Origin of the sequence: Synechococcus sp. PROS-U-1 (assembly GCF_014279755.1) — a bacterium.
Lineage (GTDB): Bacteria > Cyanobacteriota > Cyanobacteriia > PCC-6307 > Cyanobiaceae > Parasynechococcus.
Map to the genome: position 1 here is coordinate 1,104,882 of NZ_CP047951.1, position 17,355 is coordinate 1,122,236.

Here is a 17,355-nt window from a genome sequence, read left to right on the forward strand (position 1 = left end):
TGTGAACCCTAGGCAGCATGCACCTTGCTCGGGGCGGGAGAATCAGGGGCGGGAGGAGACATCGCGCCATGCCTGAGCAGCTCGACTTTCTTGCAGGCTTTTCAGAGCCTCAAGCAGCTCCAACGCCACCGGGTGCTTCGGTGTCAGCTCAGCCCACACCTTCGGTGGCTCCGGCAGACGTTCTGCCTGATGCCCATGGTGATCGGACAGAGGATTCGGCCGATTGCCCCCCGTGCACTCTGCTGATCATCGACACCGAAACCTCGGGCTTGGATCCACGGCAAGACCAGTGTTTGGAGGTGGGCTGCATCTTGTTCGATGTGCCGAGTCGCTCGGTGCTGGCCCAGCAATCGTTTCTTCTGCCGGTGGACTCCAACGCGGCAGAGGCGATCAACCGGATCCCCGCCGCCGTCACCCGCCGGCCCCAGCCCTGGCAGGAGGCGCTGGTGTGGTTTGAGCATCTTCTTGACGCTGCCGATCTTCTGGTGGCTCACAACGCGGCCTTCGATCGCCAGTGGTTTGGTCTTGGAGTGGTGCCGGCCACCTCAACACCGTGGCTCTGCACCATGGAGGACATCCGCTGGCCGGCTGAGCGTCAGTTGCGCTCGCGGCCATCGGTGCGTGATCTGGCTCTGGCCTACGGGGTTCCGGTCTGGGCTGCCCACCGTGCTCTGAGCGATTGCATCTACATCGCCGAGGTCTTCTCACGCTGTGACGACCTGGAGCAGCTGTTGGAGCGCGGCTTGGAACCGCGCCAGTTGATGCGCGCTCGGGTGTCGTTCGATGAACGCCATCTGGCCAAAGCGGCCGGCTTCCGCTGGAACGATCCGATCAAGGGTGCCTGGACCCGTCGGTTGAGTGATCGCGAGGTTGCAGGGCTGGAGTTTCCTGTCGCCCCCGTGGAGCTGGAGGCTGATCGCCTCAGCGCCTGAGACTGCGCATTTGCTTCAGCACTCCGAAGGGTCTGGGTGATTTTGCAGAGAGTGCTGCCTGAGGCAGCACGCTGAAGTCATGACGGCTTTTCTGCATTCCCATCAACGCCCCATTCGCTCTCGCTTGCGCCAGTGGCAGCAGGTGCGCACCTGGGCGCGGTTGATTCGTGAAGCCGAAGCGCTGTGGCATGTGGACGTGCGTGCCCTGCGACGCATGGGGGCTGATGAACTCAGCCAGTTGATTGGAGAGGTTCCTGCCCCCCACCGCAAACGGGTGAACCGCTGGTTGCGGTGTTATTCGGTGGCAACGCGGCTCACCGTTGTGCCAACTGCCTGCCTGAGCGTGGATGCACGACGCGGGAGGATGGACTAAATCACACAAACGGTTTTGGCACATCGTTCCCTGGTTGTCTCAAGCCTGAGCGTCCTTGCTGTCGGCCTTGCTGCATGTTCTGGTAGCTCCAGTGTGTCCAACCTCAACGCGGCGGGAGCCTCCTTCCCCGCCAAGGTGTACCAGAGCTGGTTCGCCGAGCTCGCCGGCTCCGGCGGAATCAAGGTGAACTACCAGGCGGTGGGGTCCGGTTCAGGTCGTAAAGCCTTCATCGATAGCACTGTTGACTTCGCCGCTTCGGACGACCCGATCAAGGAGGCTGACCGCAAGCAGGTGAGCCAGGGGGTGGTTCAAATCCCGATGGTGGGGGGAACGATCGCCTTCGGCTACAACAAACCGGGTTGCGAGCTTCAGCTCACCCAGCAACAGGCTGTGGAGGTAGCCACCGGTCGCATCAGTGATTGGAAAGAGCTTGGTTGTGACGCGGGCACGATCACCTGGGTGCATCGCTCGGATGGATCCGGAACCACCAAGGCCTTCACCAATTCGATGCAGACCTTTTCGCCGGATTGGACCCTCGGCAGTGGCAAATCGGTGAAGTGGCCGGTGGGCGTGGGGGCCAAGGGCAATTCCGGGGTGGCTGGGGTGATCGACAACCGGGTCGGCGCGATCGGCTACGTGAATCAGTCGTACATCAAGGGGAATGTGCAGGCTGCTGCGGTACAGAACAAGTCCGGTGAATTCCTCAAGCCCTCCGTGGAGGCCGGTGCCAAAGCCCTCAACGGCATTGAGCTCGATGAGCATCTCGCGGGCAGCAACCCCAACCCCGAGGCCGCTGGTGCGTACCCCATCGCAACGCTCACCTGGGTGTTGGCCTACGCCGAGGGCAATGGCGCCAAAGCTGAAGCTGTGCAGAACGTTTTCAACTACATGTTGAAAGACTCCACCCAGGAGGGCGCTGCGGCCTTGGGCTTTGTGCCTCTCCGGGGCACCATCCTCGAAAAATCCCGCAGCGCGGTGGAAGGCATTCAGCCCTGAATGCAATCCATTGATTTGGTGGATTCACACCCCGGTTTGGACTGCACAAATCGGGGTTTTTTGATGACTTAAAGAGTCATTAGGGGAACCTTAACCAGGGTTAATGGGCGCATAACGACAGGCCGTCGCAGCCGCGATTAAGCCTGGGCTGCAACAGCCTCGTTTCTCTTTCGGTTGTGATGCGCATCGCACAAAAGGCCCTTCTCGCCTCCTCCCTGCTTGTTCTGGGAGCAGGCATCTCCGCTTCGGCAGCTCCCAAGCTGAACGGCGCTGGTGCTTCCTTCCCGGCCAAGATCTATCAGCGTTGGTTCGCTGATCTGGCCAAGTCGGGTGGCCCTCAGGTCAACTACCAGGCCGTTGGTTCCGGTTCCGGCCGTAAAGCTTTCATCGACCAGACCGTGAACTTCGGTGCATCGGATGATCCGATGAAAAAGAAGGACATGGCCAAGGTCGGCCGTGGTGTCGTTCAGATCCCGATGGTGGGTGGAACGATTGCCTTCGGTTACAACAAGCCTGGCTGCAACCTGAATCTCACCCAGGAGCAGGCCGTCAAGGTCGCCATGGGCATGGTTAAAAACTGGAAAGAGCTGGGCTGCAAAGCCGGCACGCTCACCTGGGTGCACCGTTCTGACGGCTCCGGCACCACCAAGGCCTTCACCAACTCCATGCAGGCCTTCTCCAAGACCTGGACCCTTGGAACAGGGAAGTCCGTCAAGTGGCCTGCTGGTGTGGGCGCCAAGGGCAACTCGGGTGTGGCTGGTCTGATTCAGAACCGCGTCGGTGCCATCGGTTATGTGAACCAGTCCTACATCAAGGGCAACGTCAAGGCCGCTGCTCTCCAGAACAAGTCTGGTGAGTACCTCAAGCCCTCTGTTGCTGCAGGTGCCAAGGCCCTCAACGGCATCAGCCTCGACAAGGACCTGGCTGGCAAGAACCCCAACCCCACCGCAAAGGGTGCTTACCCCATTGCAACTCTCACCTGGGTGCTGGCTTACAAAACCGGCAACGGTAAAAACGCCAAAGTGGTGCAGGATGCCTTCAACTACATGTTGGGCAGCAAGGCTCAGAGCAAAGCTTCTTCGCTTGGCTTTGTCCCTTTGAAGGGCGACATCCTGGCCAAATCAAAGGCCGCAGTCAAAAAGATTGGTCAGTGATCTCTGCTTGAGTTGGTTTTTTGAAAACCAAACTTTAAAGGGCCCTTCGGGGCTCTTTTTTTATGAAGATTCGCATTTCGGTTCAATGTTAGAGCCTTCTTAACCGAACCTCTCCCCCTTCTTTGTTGGGAATCGATGTTGTCCTCAATACAGTTTTTGCGGATTCATGCAATTCCAAATGCTTGCTACTCCGTCCTCTGATCTGTGTTCAACAGCCCTGGGTTTCAAGGCGTTTCTTGAAGGCAGCTATCAAAAACACAATGTCGTTCATGTCACGTCGGGAAGTTTTGTTCCACTGCTGAAGAACAGCATTTGGTTTGTGGTTCGTGGCATGGTCAAGCTGGGGGCAGTGTCGGTGCATGGAGACGAGTTGGTGCTCGGTCTCGTGGGACCCAACGAGCCCTTCAGTGCTGCTTTCACCAATGTGGAGGCCTATGAGGCTGTCGCGCTAACGGATTGCGATCTGCTGTGTTGCAATCTGCGAGAACTGGAGGAGTCACCGCAGTTGGCTCTTGCCTTGGCGAGGGCCATGACAGCTCGCTACCGCCAGGCGGAATCGATGTTGGCGCTGCTGGGCTTGCGGCGCGTTGAAGATCGGGTCCGGGGCTTTGTGGAGCTGCTCGCGAGAGACTTCGGTGAACCCTGTGAAGATGGTCTACGGCTGAATCTCCGCCTCACCCATCAGGAGATTGCCAGCGCCCTGAGCACAACGCGAGTGACCGTCACCAGGGTGTTGGGTCAGTTGCGGGATGAGGGTTGGCTTCAGATCGATGCATCCAGGCATCTCGTGATGACCCGCACGGGCCGTCACTGAACAAAAAAAGAGCCGGCAGTGGTGCCGGCTCAAACCCTGAAATCATGGAATTCAGGAGGGGAAACAAGACGGTTGAATCGGAGCGGCGGGATTTGAACCCACGACCCCCACTACCCCAAAGTGGTGCGCTACCAAGCTGCGCCACGCCCCGTCAGAATTAAGTTATCACAGTGCATCCCGGCGTCTAAGTCGTCTAAGCAACCGGGTGGTGAGCTGATCTCGTGTTGTGGATCCGTAGTGATAAAGCCGCAGTTCTGAGGCGGCCTGGCGGAGCTCGGCGAAGGTCATCGCGGCCAAACGAAGTTCCGGAAGGGCGCGCCAGGCCCTCGAGCGCATGGGGAGGGCCGCAGGGCCTTTGGCTTGGCCAAGATTCAGGGTTCCATCCGCCAACCACTCAGGGATCAGCACAACAAGAACCGCAATCAAGCCGTAGAGCTCAACTAACCCCTTGGGCAGAGGATGCAGCTGTCGCTCCTCAGATGGATCAGGCCGCGCACTCACTGCAGAACGGAGGAGTCCCTCAGTGACCACGATCGCACTAGGAGGCAACCTGCTTCTGGAGAGGTGGTCAGATTGCCAATGGTGTCGCCTTGGGTTGAGGTTGCTCTCGCCAGAGAAAGGGTGCTTGCTGCTCTCGGTTCAGGGAGACACTGCCAAGGATGAGGCCGAGAACCAAAATCAGTGTGAGGGCGATGGCCAGGATCACCTGCCGATCAGACCAGGGCTCGGGCATGCCATTGCTTGGGTTGTGAACATGCTGGCTTATACGACTGGTTTGTCGCAGGGTTTGTCGCAGCCTGTCTGCGGCTGTGCGGAACGGCGGAAATGGCGTCTTTTGAGTGCAGCGCGATTGGCCTGTTGCCGGATCGGAGCATGCAGCGACTGATGGGGCAGTTGTACTTGTTCAAGATCTCTTTCAAGGTTTGGCTGTTGCAGCCACAGAGGTCGTCGAACAGCATCTGGGTGGCCATTGCGAGGTCAGCTTTCAACCCTTATGGGGGATCCCTTTCGCTCAATGGATCCCTCGGTTGGGGGAGGTGATTTCCTGCTTGAACGGCGATGGTGTGGGTACGGGGAACAGCTTTAAAACAACTTGATTAGAACGATTATGAACAATTTCACAATGCCATTCCTTGCTGGCGTTGCCGGTGCCGTTGTTGCTCTTGGGATCGCAATCACCTCTCCCCCAAAAGCAGAAGCTGGTGGGATTTATTGGAACAACTATGGGGGTGGCGGGGTTGTTATTCATCGTGCTCGTTATCACGGTCTTCGCGGGTATTACAACTATGCTCCTGGCTATTACGGTGGCCGAAATGTTGTTGCCGGTCCCAACGGAGCATGTGCTCGTGGTTATTACGGTCGTGGTGGCTGCGTTCGTTATTGATGCCGAGTCGGGAAGCCTGATGCCTAAGACACGGGGCTGAAAGCAATACAAGACCCTTCGGGGAAAAGCAGGGGGCGTTGATTGTCGCTATCCATCTCCCGACAAAATTACTCAGTAAATACTCAGTATGTTTTCACCCTTGCCGAAGGGCAGTGATTCCAATCTATTGAGACTATTGTTTTATGGCTTACCAGCAAATGAGTACGGCGAAACGTGCGCTTTATTTGGATCAAATTAAGGCGATTATTGTTGCCTTTGTCATAGCCATCCATGTTCCAATAGCTTTTGGAGGTATCGGTTGGTCTGGAGTTCGCATTCCTGTAGAGGAATCTATTAGCTCGTTTACTATTGGGTTCTTTCGATGGTATTCCTATGCATTGAATTCATTCATCATGTATATGATGTTTTTGATTTCTGGCTATTTTGTTCCTCGCTCTGTGCATAAGAAGGGAGTGTTGCGGTATCTGAAAGGCCGTCTCCTGCGACTTGGTATTCCTTTCTTGACTGGTCTCCTCTTGCTTAATAATGCCTCGAAACTGTTAGGAATGCTGACTCCATCAAGCCCCCTTGCTGGATTGCCTTGGAATGAGATTCCTTTTAATCGCGTAGGCGTGCTTTGGTTTCTGGTCGTTCTGTTCGCTTTCGATTTGCTCTATTGCGCTTGGGTCGCACTGCGCGGAGATCGATTCGCTGTCGATACATCTGTTCCTTCACCAAGGCTTCGATCTTGGTTGGTCAGTGCCATTTCTCTTGGAATTCTTGAAGCCTTGATGATGAGCCAAACCGATATTTGGGCCACTCTGGGACGATCCGTTTTTGATGGTATAGGCGCTCAAGGCATGCATATTTTTACTTATTTATTCTTGTTTGTGCTGGGATGCAAGGCGTCGTTTCACCGATGGTTTGAGCGGCTTGATGCGCACCTGGTTGTGAAGTGGTTCCGCCTGTCGATGTTCCTGATTTTAGCTTCGCTTGCCTTTTTTCTGTCTTCGGCCTTTAACCCCAGTCTGGTCAATGACTCGGCCATAGTTGCTCCGCTCATGTGTTTCCTTTATCCCTTCATCGCATGGGGAATTCTCTCCTATCTGCTTCTTTGGTTTCAACGCAATGAAGAACGGCTTGGGCCATGGCTTGCAACGGCCGGAGTGAACAGCTATGGAGCTTATATTCTTCATACATTGGTTCTCGTATTAGTGCTCATGCCTATTGGTTTCACTGGTCTTAATCCCTGGATAATTGTAATCTCTGCTACGGTATTAACGACTGTTGTGTCATTTGGTGTTGCTGGACAGCTTCGGCGAGTTCCATTGATTGCCCGACTGATTTGATTCGCAATTGATAGTTAGACACTTCATTGCGTGCCTTTACTTCGCCACACGGATTTTCATGATTCCACCTCTTTCCCCATAGAAAATCTTTCATTGAATTTGCCCCGCTGCTGATAGCAGGGTGTGTCTTGTCTTCGTCGAATGCTCCCTGATTCGGCATCCTGCCGATGGTTATCGAAGGTGCCATTCCTTGTTGGTGTACCTCAGCCGATTGACTGAGGTGGTGCTGCCAGTTGTTTGCGCATCCATCGTCGGAACGTACGCCACGCGCCCAAGGAACCCCATCCATTGCGCCTGACAACGCAGGGTGTTGGATCAGTGTGCCGGTGAACAGGTCTTCCTGAACCTTTTCCGGTAGCAATGGATGGTAGAACCGATCTTTCAAGACATCTCCGCAACGACCTCCAATGCCAGTGGACACGAGTCAACAGAAGATCAATAGAAAGATCCTGCTGATTGCTGTCTGGGCCTCTCTACTGCTGCTCACCTTGTTTTCTGGCTCACTGGCTGGTTGATCTGATGGGAACGCATAAGAAACCAAGGAGAGCAACGCTTTTGATCGTTGCGCTGGCTCTATCCCTAGTGACGTTGTTGTTTGAATCATTCTGAGTTGGCAGCAGCCAGCGCCTCAAGCTCTGCAACCTTTTCAGCACTCCTCAGTTTCCTGAAACGATCCTTAGCTGCGTCCAATCACTGGCTGTCTGGATCGATTCCATTGCGCAGTTCAAGTCAAAATCTCAGCCGGCGGTTCTCCTTGTCTGCTGACGACGATCGGACCAGGCGCCAGGGCTCACTCTGGAGTTTGCTGGTCGGTGCTGAGGATCGAACTGCGCTCAAGTTGCGCGGTTGATCTGGTTGTGAATGCTGTGGGGGAGAGTCCTGGTGGTCCTCAATCCCCCCTCAGGGTTGGGGAGAGTCCGTTAGGCCTCGATCCCCGGTGGCGGCCGCTTTCGCTGCCAGACCCACAACATCAGCATGGATCGCTGCTGCAGAGGGTGCCCCGCTCCCACAGGTTTTCTTCCGAAAACAGCGTTGCAGCGTTTACATCTGCCTTGCTAGTACAGGTGTACTTGAGCGTATTGCAGATGGGTGAGGGCTGGCTGATTGACTCCGACAACCATTGGATCTGGCGGTTCCATCGGGACGAAAAGGCATGGATCCGTGATCCAAAGGTCTTCGTTGACAGGGGGCGACAGATGCCTGATGGCCCACCACTGCTCAAGGAACGTCGTTACCTACGCAAAGAAGCTGCAGATCAATTGTGGAATTCACTGCAGAGCCAAGGTTGGAAACGGCTGAAGGTGCCCGCCTGGGGCGAAGCAGTTGAGGTCTGATCAGGCCCCTAAAGTCCACGTCAACAGTGGATCACCAAAGGTGGCAAAGCTCGGAGAGATCAAGCTGAAGCAGGTTCCGCAGCTGAACACCGCGAACAGCTCGCCTTTGATTCGGAAGCACAAAGAGGTTCTGAATCTGATGATGAGAACGCTCTCTCTCGACACCTACGGCCTGACGTGGGCGCAGTTCTTCAAAGGATTTGGCTTGGGTGGTTTGGTCGTTTGGCTCCTGATGCGCTGATGGGATTGAGAGACCTCTTCCCTTTCCTTTTTGGTTGAGATTCACCTCACCTCCCGACAGATCTACCCCGTCAGCAATGGCGGGGTTTTTGTCTTGCGAGAATGGAATAGTGACTATAAATCTATGCCTTCATTCGACAGACGCCCGAGATTCAAAGCTGGGAACGATTAGGCAAAGCACATTATTCCTCCATTGATGCTTGAAGCTGTTGAAGTAACACCTTTACCGATACCGTTGAGTTGATCTAAGTAATGAGTAAGAGTCTGGCAGTCCCCACTGGCAACTGCATCGCTTAGAAGTGAACTATAGGTGGTATCATAATTTAATATATAGCTCAAATGTGACGCATGTTTTTTAAAGCTTTTGCTATTTTTCATCTCAAATCCATGAAAGATCGATGAATCGCCAAGGGTTATACGTAAGCTATAGCTATCTACACGGCCCTTCTTGTCGTATTCGTAAGAACCTTCCGTAATTACCCCAGTTATAACGTCGAAAGAATCGAAATAGGTTGTCTTTTCAAAAGCAGAATTCTCAAACTCAATGTCTGCATTGCTGGCGAATAGATCTTTTTCTACAACTTTGTTGTTTTTTCGCAGTTTTTTGTTAAGCCTTTTAGACATTTTGTTTAAAAACTCATTTTAACACTGACAGACGCCCTCCTGGAGCAATGGCGGGGTTTTTTATTGCTTGAGCAGAGCGGGGAACACTCAAGACAGTCACGTTTGACCTATGCCTCAAGACACACGCATTGCTCTGTTCCTGATGGGGGAGCTGGTTGCAGCACTACGTGCCAATGACCCTGACCTCTTCAAGTGTTGGCTGTCTGGTGGGGTGCAAGACCTAGGGGAGCCAGTGGTGGAATAACTGCTGCTGGACCGGCTCTATTCGTTCCTGGCCGAAGCAGAACAGGACTGGCTGTTGGCTTGGCATCTGGGCGTGAGTTGTTAACCAATGCATGAGGCATAATTAATCACATCTGAGAATCTCTAACATTCTGTTTTTATTATGTATGTGAAGATTGGGTCTGTTGAGAAATACAGTAATCCCTGCCTTCGAGGATTAATTGTCTTCCTGGCTTCAGAGATTTAGCTTGCTGCTGTATTCCCTGCTATGCAAATATTACTCCCTCTGGGAGATAAAGCATTCGAATGGCCCATCCCAGATCCACTTAAGTCTCCAATGGCCTGGCTATTAGGTCCAGTACCAATTGTATTATGGATTTATTTCTACCCCAGTATTGTCAGTCTTATTATTATTTCTGGAGAATGGCTATGGAAAAGAGGGGCTCCTGTGGCTAAGCCTTTAGAAAAAATTTTTTGAGAAGGTTGTATGAAGCAATAGTTGGATTGTATAAAGCAATAGTTGGATTTGATAAGAGTCTGTCAAGACTCAACTCTGAGTTGATAGAGGAAGATCTCCGCAAGCGCCGGCAGCGTTGATGATGTCGCTATCTATGCTCCCGGCAAAACACGAAGCCCGTCAGCAATGGCGTGGTTTTTTTGCCTACCCAGTTGGGGGAGAAGGCTGCCTGAATAAATCCCTCTGTTGGGGGAGGTGATTCCTGGCTGGAACAGCGATGGTGTCTTTGTTGATGGTGACCCTGCTTAAAGGAATCTCAGCCTATGAAAAACCAAGTTACTATTTGCATCGCTGGATTTTCTGCTGTCACCATCTCACTCCTGGGGATAATGCTTTATCAAGCGATGAATGTGGAAGCCGCAGCGAGCGCAGGTATAAGACCTGCTACCACCCAATTCACATGTTCCATTGTTGAGGACTTCACTGGTAAGGGCGAAGTCAAGAGCGGCTGTTGGGATGGAAGGTGTGCTCGATTCCCTGTGCGCCCTTACTGATATATCAGTAGTAGAAAAGCAGGGGGCCTCGTGATTGTCGCTATCAATCTCCCGACTAAAATCTCACACACATCACCCCGTCAGTCATGGCGGTTTTTTTATTGCTTACCCAGATGATGGATAAATCCTGCTGCTGAGAATCCCCTGAATGAGGGATGTGCAAATCTCCTGCATCGGAGAGGCTGCCGTTGGTCGCCGCAGTAGATGAGCACTGATGGGCCCCTCGATCTCACCGGCAAGCGTTTCGGTCGGCTGAGGTGGCGCTGTCGGTTTTGATCAGGAGGGTCACACCCCTGGTGCCGGAGGAGCTGTTCCTGCCGGTTGAGGGATGTCTGTTGGTCGGCGTCTTCGGTGCCGACCCTGCCGTAGCCGATCAGTAGCCCTGATTCAGCTTGCGAGCTGGATTGGGCTGTTGTCTGAGCGGAGGACGCAGTGACTGATGGACCAGTCGTACTTGGCCCAGACCTGCTTCGGGAGCTTGTAGTTGGATCCCTCGAAGCTGCCGAGCAGCGTCTGGGTTGGCATGGCCGAGCAGTAGGGGCGGCTTCCGGGTTTGGCCAGATATTGCTGGTGATAGTCCTCGGCGAAATAGAAGGTTTGATCAGCCAGGATTTCGGTGGTGATGGTGCCGTAGCCCCTTTCGGAAAGGGCAGCTTGATAAACGTCCCGGCTGGAGAGGGCTTGTTGGAGATGCTGCTGGTTGAAGGTGTAGATCGCTGATCGGTATTGCGTACCGGTGTCATTGCCCTGTCGATTGCCCTGGGTGGGGTCGTGGCATTCCCAGAACAACTTCAGCAAGTCGCTGAAATCCACCGCCGGACGACTCCAAACCACGCGCACGACTTCCGTGTGTCCCGTTCTGCCGGAGCACACTTGGTTGTAGGTCGGTTGCTCCGTCTGTCCTCCCGCATAGCCAACGGCAGTGCTAACCACCCCTGGCAGCCGCCAAAACCCTTTTTCAGCGCCCCAAAAGCATCCACAGGCAAAGATCGCTTCCTCCTGATCTGCCATGAGCGGGGCATTCAGCGGTGTCCCCAACACAGCATGGGTTGCCGGTGCAGCTGATTCGGCGCCGCTGCGGGGAGACAGCCAGGAGGGCAACATGTTTATTTGGTCAGTCGTTAGATCTTAGGCAGTTGATTCAATCGCGTGATGCGTCATCCCATCGGGGTTTCGGCCTGGATCGATGCCACAGTGGGATTGAATTGCCGCCGGAAGACAGCCTGGCGAGAAAGCCTTGGCTGGATAGAAATGAGTAGGCCCTGAATGAATATTCAAGTTGGGATTGAATCGTTTTACAAATCGAACGTGTTATTTGGCTTGCTTTAGTTTACAAGAAATCAATCGATGTTGCCAAGACGTATTCAGCGACTGCCGAAGATTCGTTGAGGGCGTGAGCGGTGAGACGATTAAAGAGGAATTTAGAGCTTGTCTTCCAATACGCTTTTCACCCATGTGACGGGTCTGATGACCTCGCCGAATCGGTATTAATTCAGCTTTTACACTTTTGTGCCTCTGCTTGCAATGAAATTTAGTTTGCCTTGATTTTTTGATTGCCTCTCGTTTTAATGTTGCTGATTTGATGTCTGAATGATTTTAATTTCTGCCCTAAAGTGTGTCGCTGTTTAAATGTCTGATGGCGTGGATATTTGTGGCTCTAGTTGAATGTGGTTCAACAGCGTTGTGACAAATGCAAAGAGAAGGAAAGGCAGGCTTAGAACCAGAATGAGGCCCACGCCCACAAGTGCAAACACCGGGCGTGAGGATCCCATCAGGGCGAGGCCAGAGGCCAGGCTCACAAAAATGACTGCCATCCAGGCCAGCACCTGTCCGTAGATATCTCCGAAGGTGAGCGTGCAGCGCACCGCGAAAGGGGATCCGCTGGTCATGACAGAAGGAGTCGCCAACACAGCTAAGCCATGGACGCGGCGATTGTCAGAAACAGCCCGGAGATTCTTCAAGAAGCCATGGCATCCAGTTGTTGCGCCGCCTGCTGACGTTCCCAGAGTCGTTTGTACACCCCGGGCTGCTGAATCAACGCGCTGTGGTGCCCCTGCTGAACGATGCGGCCGCTCTCCATGACGAGGATCCGATCACAGGCTGCTGCGGCCGAAAGTTGATGGCTGATCATCACGATGGTCCGATCGTCCTGTGCCCGGATCGAATCCAAAATGGCTGCTGCCGTGTTGTTGTCGACACTCGCCAAGGCGTCATCGAGAACCAACACCGGGGTCGACATCAGCAAAGCCCGTCCGAGTGCTGTGCGTTGACGCTGACCACCACTCAGCGTGATGCCGCGTTCCCCAACGATCGTGTCGAAGCCATCTGGAAATCCTTTGATGTCATCAGCGAGACGGGCCTGGCCTGCAGCCTGCTCAACCCGTTGATCCGTGGCTTCAGGATCGCCATAGCGAAGGTTGTCCGCCAGGGTGCTGGTGAAAAGAAAGCCCTCTTGGGGAACAATCGCCACATCACCGCGTAACTCCTGAAGAGGCATCCGGGTCACATCCACCCCATCCAGGAACAGTTGCCCGGTCTCGAGAGGAACCATGCGCCCGAAGGCCCGCGCCAGGGTGGTCTTGCCGCACCCCACCGGACCAACAACGGCCACCAATTCTCCCGGCTCGATGCAGAAACTGAGCCCGTTCAGAGTGTTCTGCGCAGCACCCTGGTAGCGGACGGTCAGGTCACGGGCTTCAAAGCGTCCCCTGCGTTGGTTCGTCCGACGTGGTTGAGCTGGCCATGGATCTGGTGGATCTTTGATTTCTGGCTCGCGCTGGAGCAATTCCTCAACCCTCTCAAGGCTGACCTGTCCGGTCTGAAAGGTGTTGAGGGTGAATCCCAGTAGGGCCGTCGGAAAAACAAGTTGCTCCACATAGAGAATCAGGGCAACAAAGCCACCAATGGTCAGCCCACCGGATTCGAGCTGACCGCTACCGATGGCAAGCAACAACAGCACAGACATCGATGAGATTCCCTGGAGCAGAGGGAAGAGAGTGCTTTGTGTCCTTGCCAAACGAATGGCACTGTCCCTGTAGCGCCGATTACGAGTCGCGAAGGCATCCTGTTCCGAGGCCTCTTGGCCGTAGATCTTGATGGCCCCGATCCCGGACAGATCTTCCTGAATCAGATTGCTCAGTGCGGAGAGTTCTTCCTGCTGCACCCGCTTCTGACGCATCATGCGGCCGCCGAACAGCCGCACCGTGCTCAGCATCACCGGGTAGAGCCCCACGGCGGCCAACGTCAGCCAGGGGTCGATCGCCAACATGGCGGGCAGGGTGAGTGCATAGGCCAGCAGCGTGTTGGTCAGGCTGAGAATTGCAAATCCAAGCAGGCGCCGAATGTTCTCCACATCGCTGGTGGCACGACTGATTACTTCACCGCTGCCCTTGCTCTGAATCCAATCGGGCTCCTGGCGCAACATGTGCTCGAACAAACGCTGACGCAGCTCCACTTCCACTTGCCGACCCACCCCGAAGATGAGCTGACGCGAGACCAGGCGAATCACACCCATGGTGGTGGCGAGGAGCACAACCCATCCCGCCTGGCGCAAGATGGCCCCGTAGCTGAATCCCTCCTGCAGCTCATCCACGACGCTGCGCACTTCCATCGGGATGGTGACCCGAAGCATGTTGACCACCACCAGTGCGATGGCTCCCAGCAGGACGGTGCGTCGATGGGGTCGCAAGTAGCGGCCGATGAGGTCGAGACGTAGGGCAGCCATGCGAGCTCGTGGGTCCCGTTGGGCCGCCAACCTAGGCATCCGACTTCTGCCGCTGGTCGCCCGCCGCTCATCTAAGGGATAGTGGAGATGTCCCCATCACCTGGCCCGGAGTGCCTTGCACCCGGGTTTTTTACTGCCAGCTTCCTTCCCATGTCCTCAGACACGCGTTCTTGGTCCGGTTGCTTGGAGCATCTGCTGCAGGGCAACAACCTCAGCTCCGATCAGGCCACCGAACTGATGCGTGCCTGGCTTGCCGAGGAGCTCGAGCCCGTTCAGACAGGAGCGTTTCTCGCTGGTCTGAGATCCAAGGGAATGGTCGCCGACGAGCTTGCGGCCATGGCGGCCGTTTTGAGAGATGCCTGCCCACTCCCCTGCGCCCGGCCTGATTTGGCGATGGTCGACACCTGTGGCACCGGTGGTGACGGTGCCGACACGTTCAACATCTCTACAGCGGTCGCCTTCACCGCCGCCGCCTGTGGCGTCAATGTCGCGAAGCACGGCAACCGCAGCGCCAGCGGCAAGGTGGGCTCGGCCGATGTTCTTGAAGGGCTCGGTCTCAACCTCAAGGCACCCTTAAACAAAGTGGTGGAGGCTCTGCCTGGAACCGGGGTCACCTTTCTGTTCGCTCCGGCATGGCATCCCGCCCTTGTGAATCTGGCTCCGTTGCGCCGCAGTCTGGGTGTGCGCACCGTCTTCAATTTGCTGGGACCTCTGGTGAATCCTCTGCAGCCCCAAGCACAGGTGCTCGGCGTGGCCCGTCCCGAGCTTCTCGATTCCATGGCAGGTGCTCTTCAGCAACTGGGATTGGATCGTGCCGTGGTGGTTCACGGCGCCGGCGGTCTCGATGAGGCCTCCCTCGCTGGACCGAATGCTTTGCGTCTGATCGAATCCGGGGGCATCACCAGTCAGGACGTCTCCCCCGAAGATCTGGGTCTGACGACGGCCAACCTCGATCAGCTGCGTGGTGGTGATTGTGCGCTCAATCAGCAGATCCTGCGGGACGTTCTGCAGGGGCAGGGATCGCTGGCTCAGACCGAGGTGGTGGCCTTCAACACAGCATTGGTTCTCTGGGCCGCTGATCTCCAAACCGATCTGAAGGCTGCTGCTGCTCAGGCTTTGATGGTGCTGAGAGAGGGCAAGGCCTGGGAGAAGCTTGTCGCTTTGCGGGATGCCCTGTCCGACGGAGATGGAGAATGAGTGACTGATGACCTTCGGTGGCCCTCCGATGCCCGATTCCCCATCAGACAAGGCCCATCTCGTCCTTGCCGATGGCACGGTTCTGACCGGTGTCGGATTCGGGCATCGCGGCACCACCATCGGTGAGGTGGTGTTCAACACCGGTATGACCGGGTATCAGGAGGTGCTGACGGATCCCTCCTACGCCGGCCAGCTGGTCAGCTTCACGTATCCCGAACTTGGCAACACCGGGGTGAATGCCGACGATCAAGAGGCGGATCGTCCCCATGCCCGGGGCGTGATCGCTCGCCAGGTCGCACCGTTTCCCAGCAGCTGGCGCTGTGAACAGCCGCTCGAGACCTGGATGCAGAGCCATCAACTGGTGGGCATCAGCGGTTTGGACACCCGTGCCCTGGTGCGACATCTGCGTGAGGTCGGTGCCATGAACGGCGTGATCAGCAGTGATGGCCAGACCCCTGCTCAGCTGCTTGAGCTCTTGAAGCAAGCGCCTTCGATGCAAGGTCTGAACCTGGCGGATCGCGTCACCACCCGTGAGCCGTATGAGTGGAACCAGGCCTGCAGCGTCGGCTTCGATCAGCGTTTACAGCGCCGCAGCGACTCCCCCTTCCGCGTCGTCGCTATTGATTTCGGGATCAAACGGGCCATCCTCGATCGTCTGGTGGCCCATGGCTGTGATGTCACTGTTCTCCCTGCTGACACGGATCTGGCCACGGTTCGTTCCCATGGTCCGGACGGCGTCTTTCTGTCCAACGGTCCTGGCGATCCAGCGGCGGTGAGCCATGGAATTGCCTTGGCCAAGACCCTTCTGGAAGAAGCGGATCTACCGCTGTTCGGGATCTGTTTGGGGCATCAGATCCTTGGCCTGGCCCTCGGCGGCAAGACGTTCAAGCTGTCCTATGGCCATCGTGGGTTGAATCATCCCTGTGGCACCACAGGGCAGGTTGAGATCACCAGTCAGAACCATGGGTTTGCGCTCTCTGCCGAATCTCTGGATGCAGGCACCATTGATGTCACCCACTTCAATCTGAACGACCGCACCGTTGCGGCGATTGCCCACCGTCACAAGCCCATTATTGGCGTTCAATATCACCCGGAAGCCAGTCCTGGACCACATGACGCAGACCATCATTTCGCCCGCTTTGTGACGCTCATGGCCGATCGACGTCCATGAGGTGGTAGCCCAGGCTCAGCATCACTACACTTCGTGCCGATGATGCCGGGGGGGCTTGATCCCATCAGCGAACTGCAGCGACTGACCGTCTCTCTACGGGGCGGATTTGAACAGAAGAATGGTTGTTTGGTGTTTCACTTCACCGGCCAACTTGATGCGTACTCCGAGAAGCAGTTCATGGAGTATTCGGCCGATGTTTTGAAAGCCAACAAGCTTCCAGCTGTCTTCGATCTAAGCAAGATCGATTTTCTCGACTCATCCGGCCTCGGGGCCTTGGTGCAGTTGGCCAAACAATGCACGGATGCCAAACGGTCGTTTCTGCTTGTGGGGAACACCCGCGTAACGCAGACGATCAAGTTGGTGCGGCTCGAGGAGTTTCTCCATCTGGTGGAGGATCTGTCAACAGCTCTGAACCAGTTGGCCGCTTGAGCGACTGGATTCGCAATTTGTCTCCCAGTGGCCAGAACGATCAGTTGGGCCCGTTGCAGCTGGCTTGGATTGGTGATGCTGTTTGGGAGCTCCATCAACGGCTCCGCCATGGAGCCAGACCCGGCCGTTCCGACCATTTGCATCGTGCTGTTGTGGCCGATGTTCGCGCCGATGCCCAATCCCGTTTGCTGACCTGGCTGGAGGATCGTCAACTCCTGGACTCCCGGGAACTCGATCTGGTCCGACGGGGACGCAACAGTGCAGGCCGAGGTCCGCGGCGTGCAGAGGCGGCTGTCTATGGACGGGCCACAGGGTTTGAGACAATGGTGGGCTGGCTGTTTCTGAACAATCCAGCCCGGCTTGCGGAGCTCTTCGATCACCTGGAGCAAGCCGGATCCAACCCATAACGTTGCCTCGCACAC

21 protein-coding genes and 1 tRNA gene are annotated in these 17,355 nt (G+C 55.6%); 15 read left to right on the plus strand and 7 right to left on the minus strand.

Features of this window, described 5'->3' with window-relative positions; genetic code table 11:
* Positions 1–68 precede the first annotated feature (68 nt).
* The 5 genes from SynPROSU1_RS06020 to SynPROSU1_RS06040 all read left to right on the plus strand — a co-directional run bounded on the left by SynPROSU1_RS06020 (position 69) and on the right by SynPROSU1_RS06040 (position 4,269).
* Positions 69–932 carry a 3'-5' exonuclease gene (locus tag SynPROSU1_RS06020; protein WP_186571977.1) on the plus strand — a complete coding sequence of 288 codons (864 nt, stop codon included), beginning with the start codon at positions 69–71 and terminating at the stop codon, positions 930–932.
* 79 nt (positions 933–1,011) lie between these two features.
* Complete coding sequence (locus tag SynPROSU1_RS06025) at positions 1,012–1,305, plus strand: hypothetical protein (protein ID WP_186571978.1); 294 nt, start codon at positions 1,012–1,014, stop codon at positions 1,303–1,305.
* Between the two features lie 15 nt (positions 1,306–1,320).
* Positions 1,321–2,301: a phosphate ABC transporter substrate-binding protein PstS gene (pstS, locus tag SynPROSU1_RS06030; RefSeq protein WP_186571979.1), complete on the plus strand. Its 981-nt coding sequence runs from the start codon at positions 1,321–1,323 to the stop codon at positions 2,299–2,301.
* 179 nt (positions 2,302–2,480) lie between these two features.
* Complete coding sequence (gene pstS, locus SynPROSU1_RS06035) at positions 2,481–3,455, plus strand: phosphate ABC transporter substrate-binding protein PstS (protein ID WP_186571980.1); 975 nt, start codon at positions 2,481–2,483, stop codon at positions 3,453–3,455.
* A 178-nt stretch (positions 3,456–3,633) separates the two neighbouring features.
* Positions 3,634–4,269, plus strand: coding sequence for a Crp/Fnr family transcriptional regulator (locus tag SynPROSU1_RS06040; protein ID WP_186571981.1), 636 nt, complete (start codon positions 3,634–3,636; stop codon positions 4,267–4,269).
* Positions 4,270–4,346: 77 nt separating this feature from the next.
* On the opposite strand, the gene SynPROSU1_RS06045 is transcribed toward SynPROSU1_RS06040, so the two are convergent.
* The 3 genes from SynPROSU1_RS06045 to SynPROSU1_RS06055 form a co-directional block, all read right to left on the minus strand.
* Positions 4,347–4,420, minus strand: a tRNA-Pro gene (locus SynPROSU1_RS06045).
* Positions 4,421–4,434: 14 nt separating this feature from the next.
* Complete coding sequence (locus SynPROSU1_RS06050; RefSeq protein ID WP_186572277.1) at positions 4,435–4,770, minus strand: hypothetical protein; 336 nt, start codon at positions 4,768–4,770, stop codon at positions 4,435–4,437.
* A gap of 67 nt (positions 4,771–4,837) precedes the next feature.
* On the minus strand, positions 4,838–5,002 hold the full coding sequence (locus SynPROSU1_RS06055) for a hypothetical protein (protein WP_186571982.1): 165 nt from the start codon (positions 5,000–5,002) through the stop codon (positions 4,838–4,840).
* 400 nt (positions 5,003–5,402) lie between these two features.
* Between SynPROSU1_RS06055 and SynPROSU1_RS06060 the strand changes: the two genes are divergently transcribed.
* From SynPROSU1_RS06060 to SynPROSU1_RS06075, 4 genes are all read left to right on the plus strand, one after another.
* Positions 5,403–5,693, plus strand: coding sequence for a hypothetical protein (locus tag SynPROSU1_RS06060; protein ID WP_186571983.1), 291 nt, complete (start codon positions 5,403–5,405; stop codon positions 5,691–5,693).
* A gap of 142 nt (positions 5,694–5,835) precedes the next feature.
* Positions 5,836–6,981 (plus strand): acyltransferase, encoded by a 1,146-nt coding sequence (locus SynPROSU1_RS06065; RefSeq protein ID WP_186571984.1) that lies wholly within the window; start codon positions 5,836–5,838, stop codon positions 6,979–6,981.
* Between the two features lie 1,070 nt (positions 6,982–8,051).
* Positions 8,052–8,315 carry a DUF1651 domain-containing protein gene (locus SynPROSU1_RS06070; protein ID WP_370586267.1) on the plus strand — a complete coding sequence of 88 codons (264 nt, stop codon included), beginning with the start codon at positions 8,052–8,054 and terminating at the stop codon, positions 8,313–8,315.
* Positions 8,316–8,355: 40 nt separating this feature from the next.
* Positions 8,356–8,556 carry a hypothetical protein gene (locus tag SynPROSU1_RS06075; protein ID WP_186571986.1) on the plus strand — a complete coding sequence of 67 codons (201 nt, stop codon included), beginning with the start codon at positions 8,356–8,358 and terminating at the stop codon, positions 8,554–8,556.
* 167 nt (positions 8,557–8,723) lie between these two features.
* On the opposite strand, the gene SynPROSU1_RS06080 is transcribed toward SynPROSU1_RS06075, so the two are convergent.
* A complete protein-coding gene (locus SynPROSU1_RS06080; RefSeq protein ID WP_186571987.1) occupies positions 8,724–9,179 on the minus strand; it encodes a hypothetical protein in 456 nt (151 codons plus the stop codon).
* A gap of 109 nt (positions 9,180–9,288) precedes the next feature.
* Here SynPROSU1_RS06080 and SynPROSU1_RS13940 point away from each other — a divergent pair, with 109 nt between their 5' ends.
* Positions 9,289–9,423, plus strand: coding sequence for a hypothetical protein (locus SynPROSU1_RS13940; RefSeq protein WP_255444839.1), 135 nt, complete (start codon positions 9,289–9,291; stop codon positions 9,421–9,423).
* 1,246 nt (positions 9,424–10,669) lie between these two features.
* On the plus strand, positions 10,670–10,792 hold the full coding sequence (locus SynPROSU1_RS13945; RefSeq protein WP_255444840.1) for a hypothetical protein: 123 nt from the start codon (positions 10,670–10,672) through the stop codon (positions 10,790–10,792).
* A gap of 7 nt (positions 10,793–10,799) precedes the next feature.
* Here SynPROSU1_RS13945 and msrA read toward each other — a convergent pair whose 3' ends face one another.
* From msrA to SynPROSU1_RS06095, 3 genes are all read right to left on the minus strand, one after another.
* Positions 10,800–11,516 carry a peptide-methionine (S)-S-oxide reductase MsrA gene (msrA, locus tag SynPROSU1_RS06085; protein ID WP_186571988.1) on the minus strand — a complete coding sequence of 239 codons (717 nt, stop codon included), beginning with the start codon at positions 11,514–11,516 and terminating at the stop codon, positions 10,800–10,802.
* 521 nt (positions 11,517–12,037) lie between these two features.
* Positions 12,038–12,301 (minus strand): hypothetical protein, encoded by a 264-nt coding sequence (locus tag SynPROSU1_RS06090; protein ID WP_186571989.1) that lies wholly within the window; start codon positions 12,299–12,301, stop codon positions 12,038–12,040.
* Positions 12,302–12,369: 68 nt separating this feature from the next.
* Positions 12,370–14,136: an ABC transporter ATP-binding protein gene (locus SynPROSU1_RS06095; protein WP_186572278.1), complete on the minus strand. Its 1,767-nt coding sequence runs from the start codon at positions 14,134–14,136 to the stop codon at positions 12,370–12,372.
* Between the two features lie 150 nt (positions 14,137–14,286).
* On the opposite strand from SynPROSU1_RS06095, the gene trpD reads away from it, so the two are divergent.
* From trpD to SynPROSU1_RS06115, 4 genes are read left to right on the plus strand one after another with little or no spacing between them, the layout of a single operon-like run.
* On the plus strand, positions 14,287–15,333 hold the full coding sequence (gene trpD / locus SynPROSU1_RS06100) for an anthranilate phosphoribosyltransferase (RefSeq protein ID WP_186571990.1): 1,047 nt from the start codon (positions 14,287–14,289) through the stop codon (positions 15,331–15,333).
* Between the two features lie 7 nt (positions 15,334–15,340).
* A complete protein-coding gene (gene carA, locus SynPROSU1_RS06105) occupies positions 15,341–16,504 on the plus strand; it encodes a glutamine-hydrolyzing carbamoyl-phosphate synthase small subunit (RefSeq protein ID WP_186571991.1) in 1,164 nt (387 codons plus the stop codon).
* A gap of 39 nt (positions 16,505–16,543) precedes the next feature.
* Complete coding sequence (locus SynPROSU1_RS06110) at positions 16,544–16,933, plus strand: STAS domain-containing protein (protein WP_186572279.1); 390 nt, start codon at positions 16,544–16,546, stop codon at positions 16,931–16,933.
* On the plus strand, positions 16,930–17,340 hold the full coding sequence (locus SynPROSU1_RS06115; RefSeq protein ID WP_186571992.1) for a Mini-ribonuclease 3: 411 nt from the start codon (positions 16,930–16,932) through the stop codon (positions 17,338–17,340). The genes SynPROSU1_RS06110 and SynPROSU1_RS06115 overlap by 4 nt, the downstream gene beginning before the upstream one ends.
* Positions 17,341–17,355: the final 15 nt, after the last annotated feature.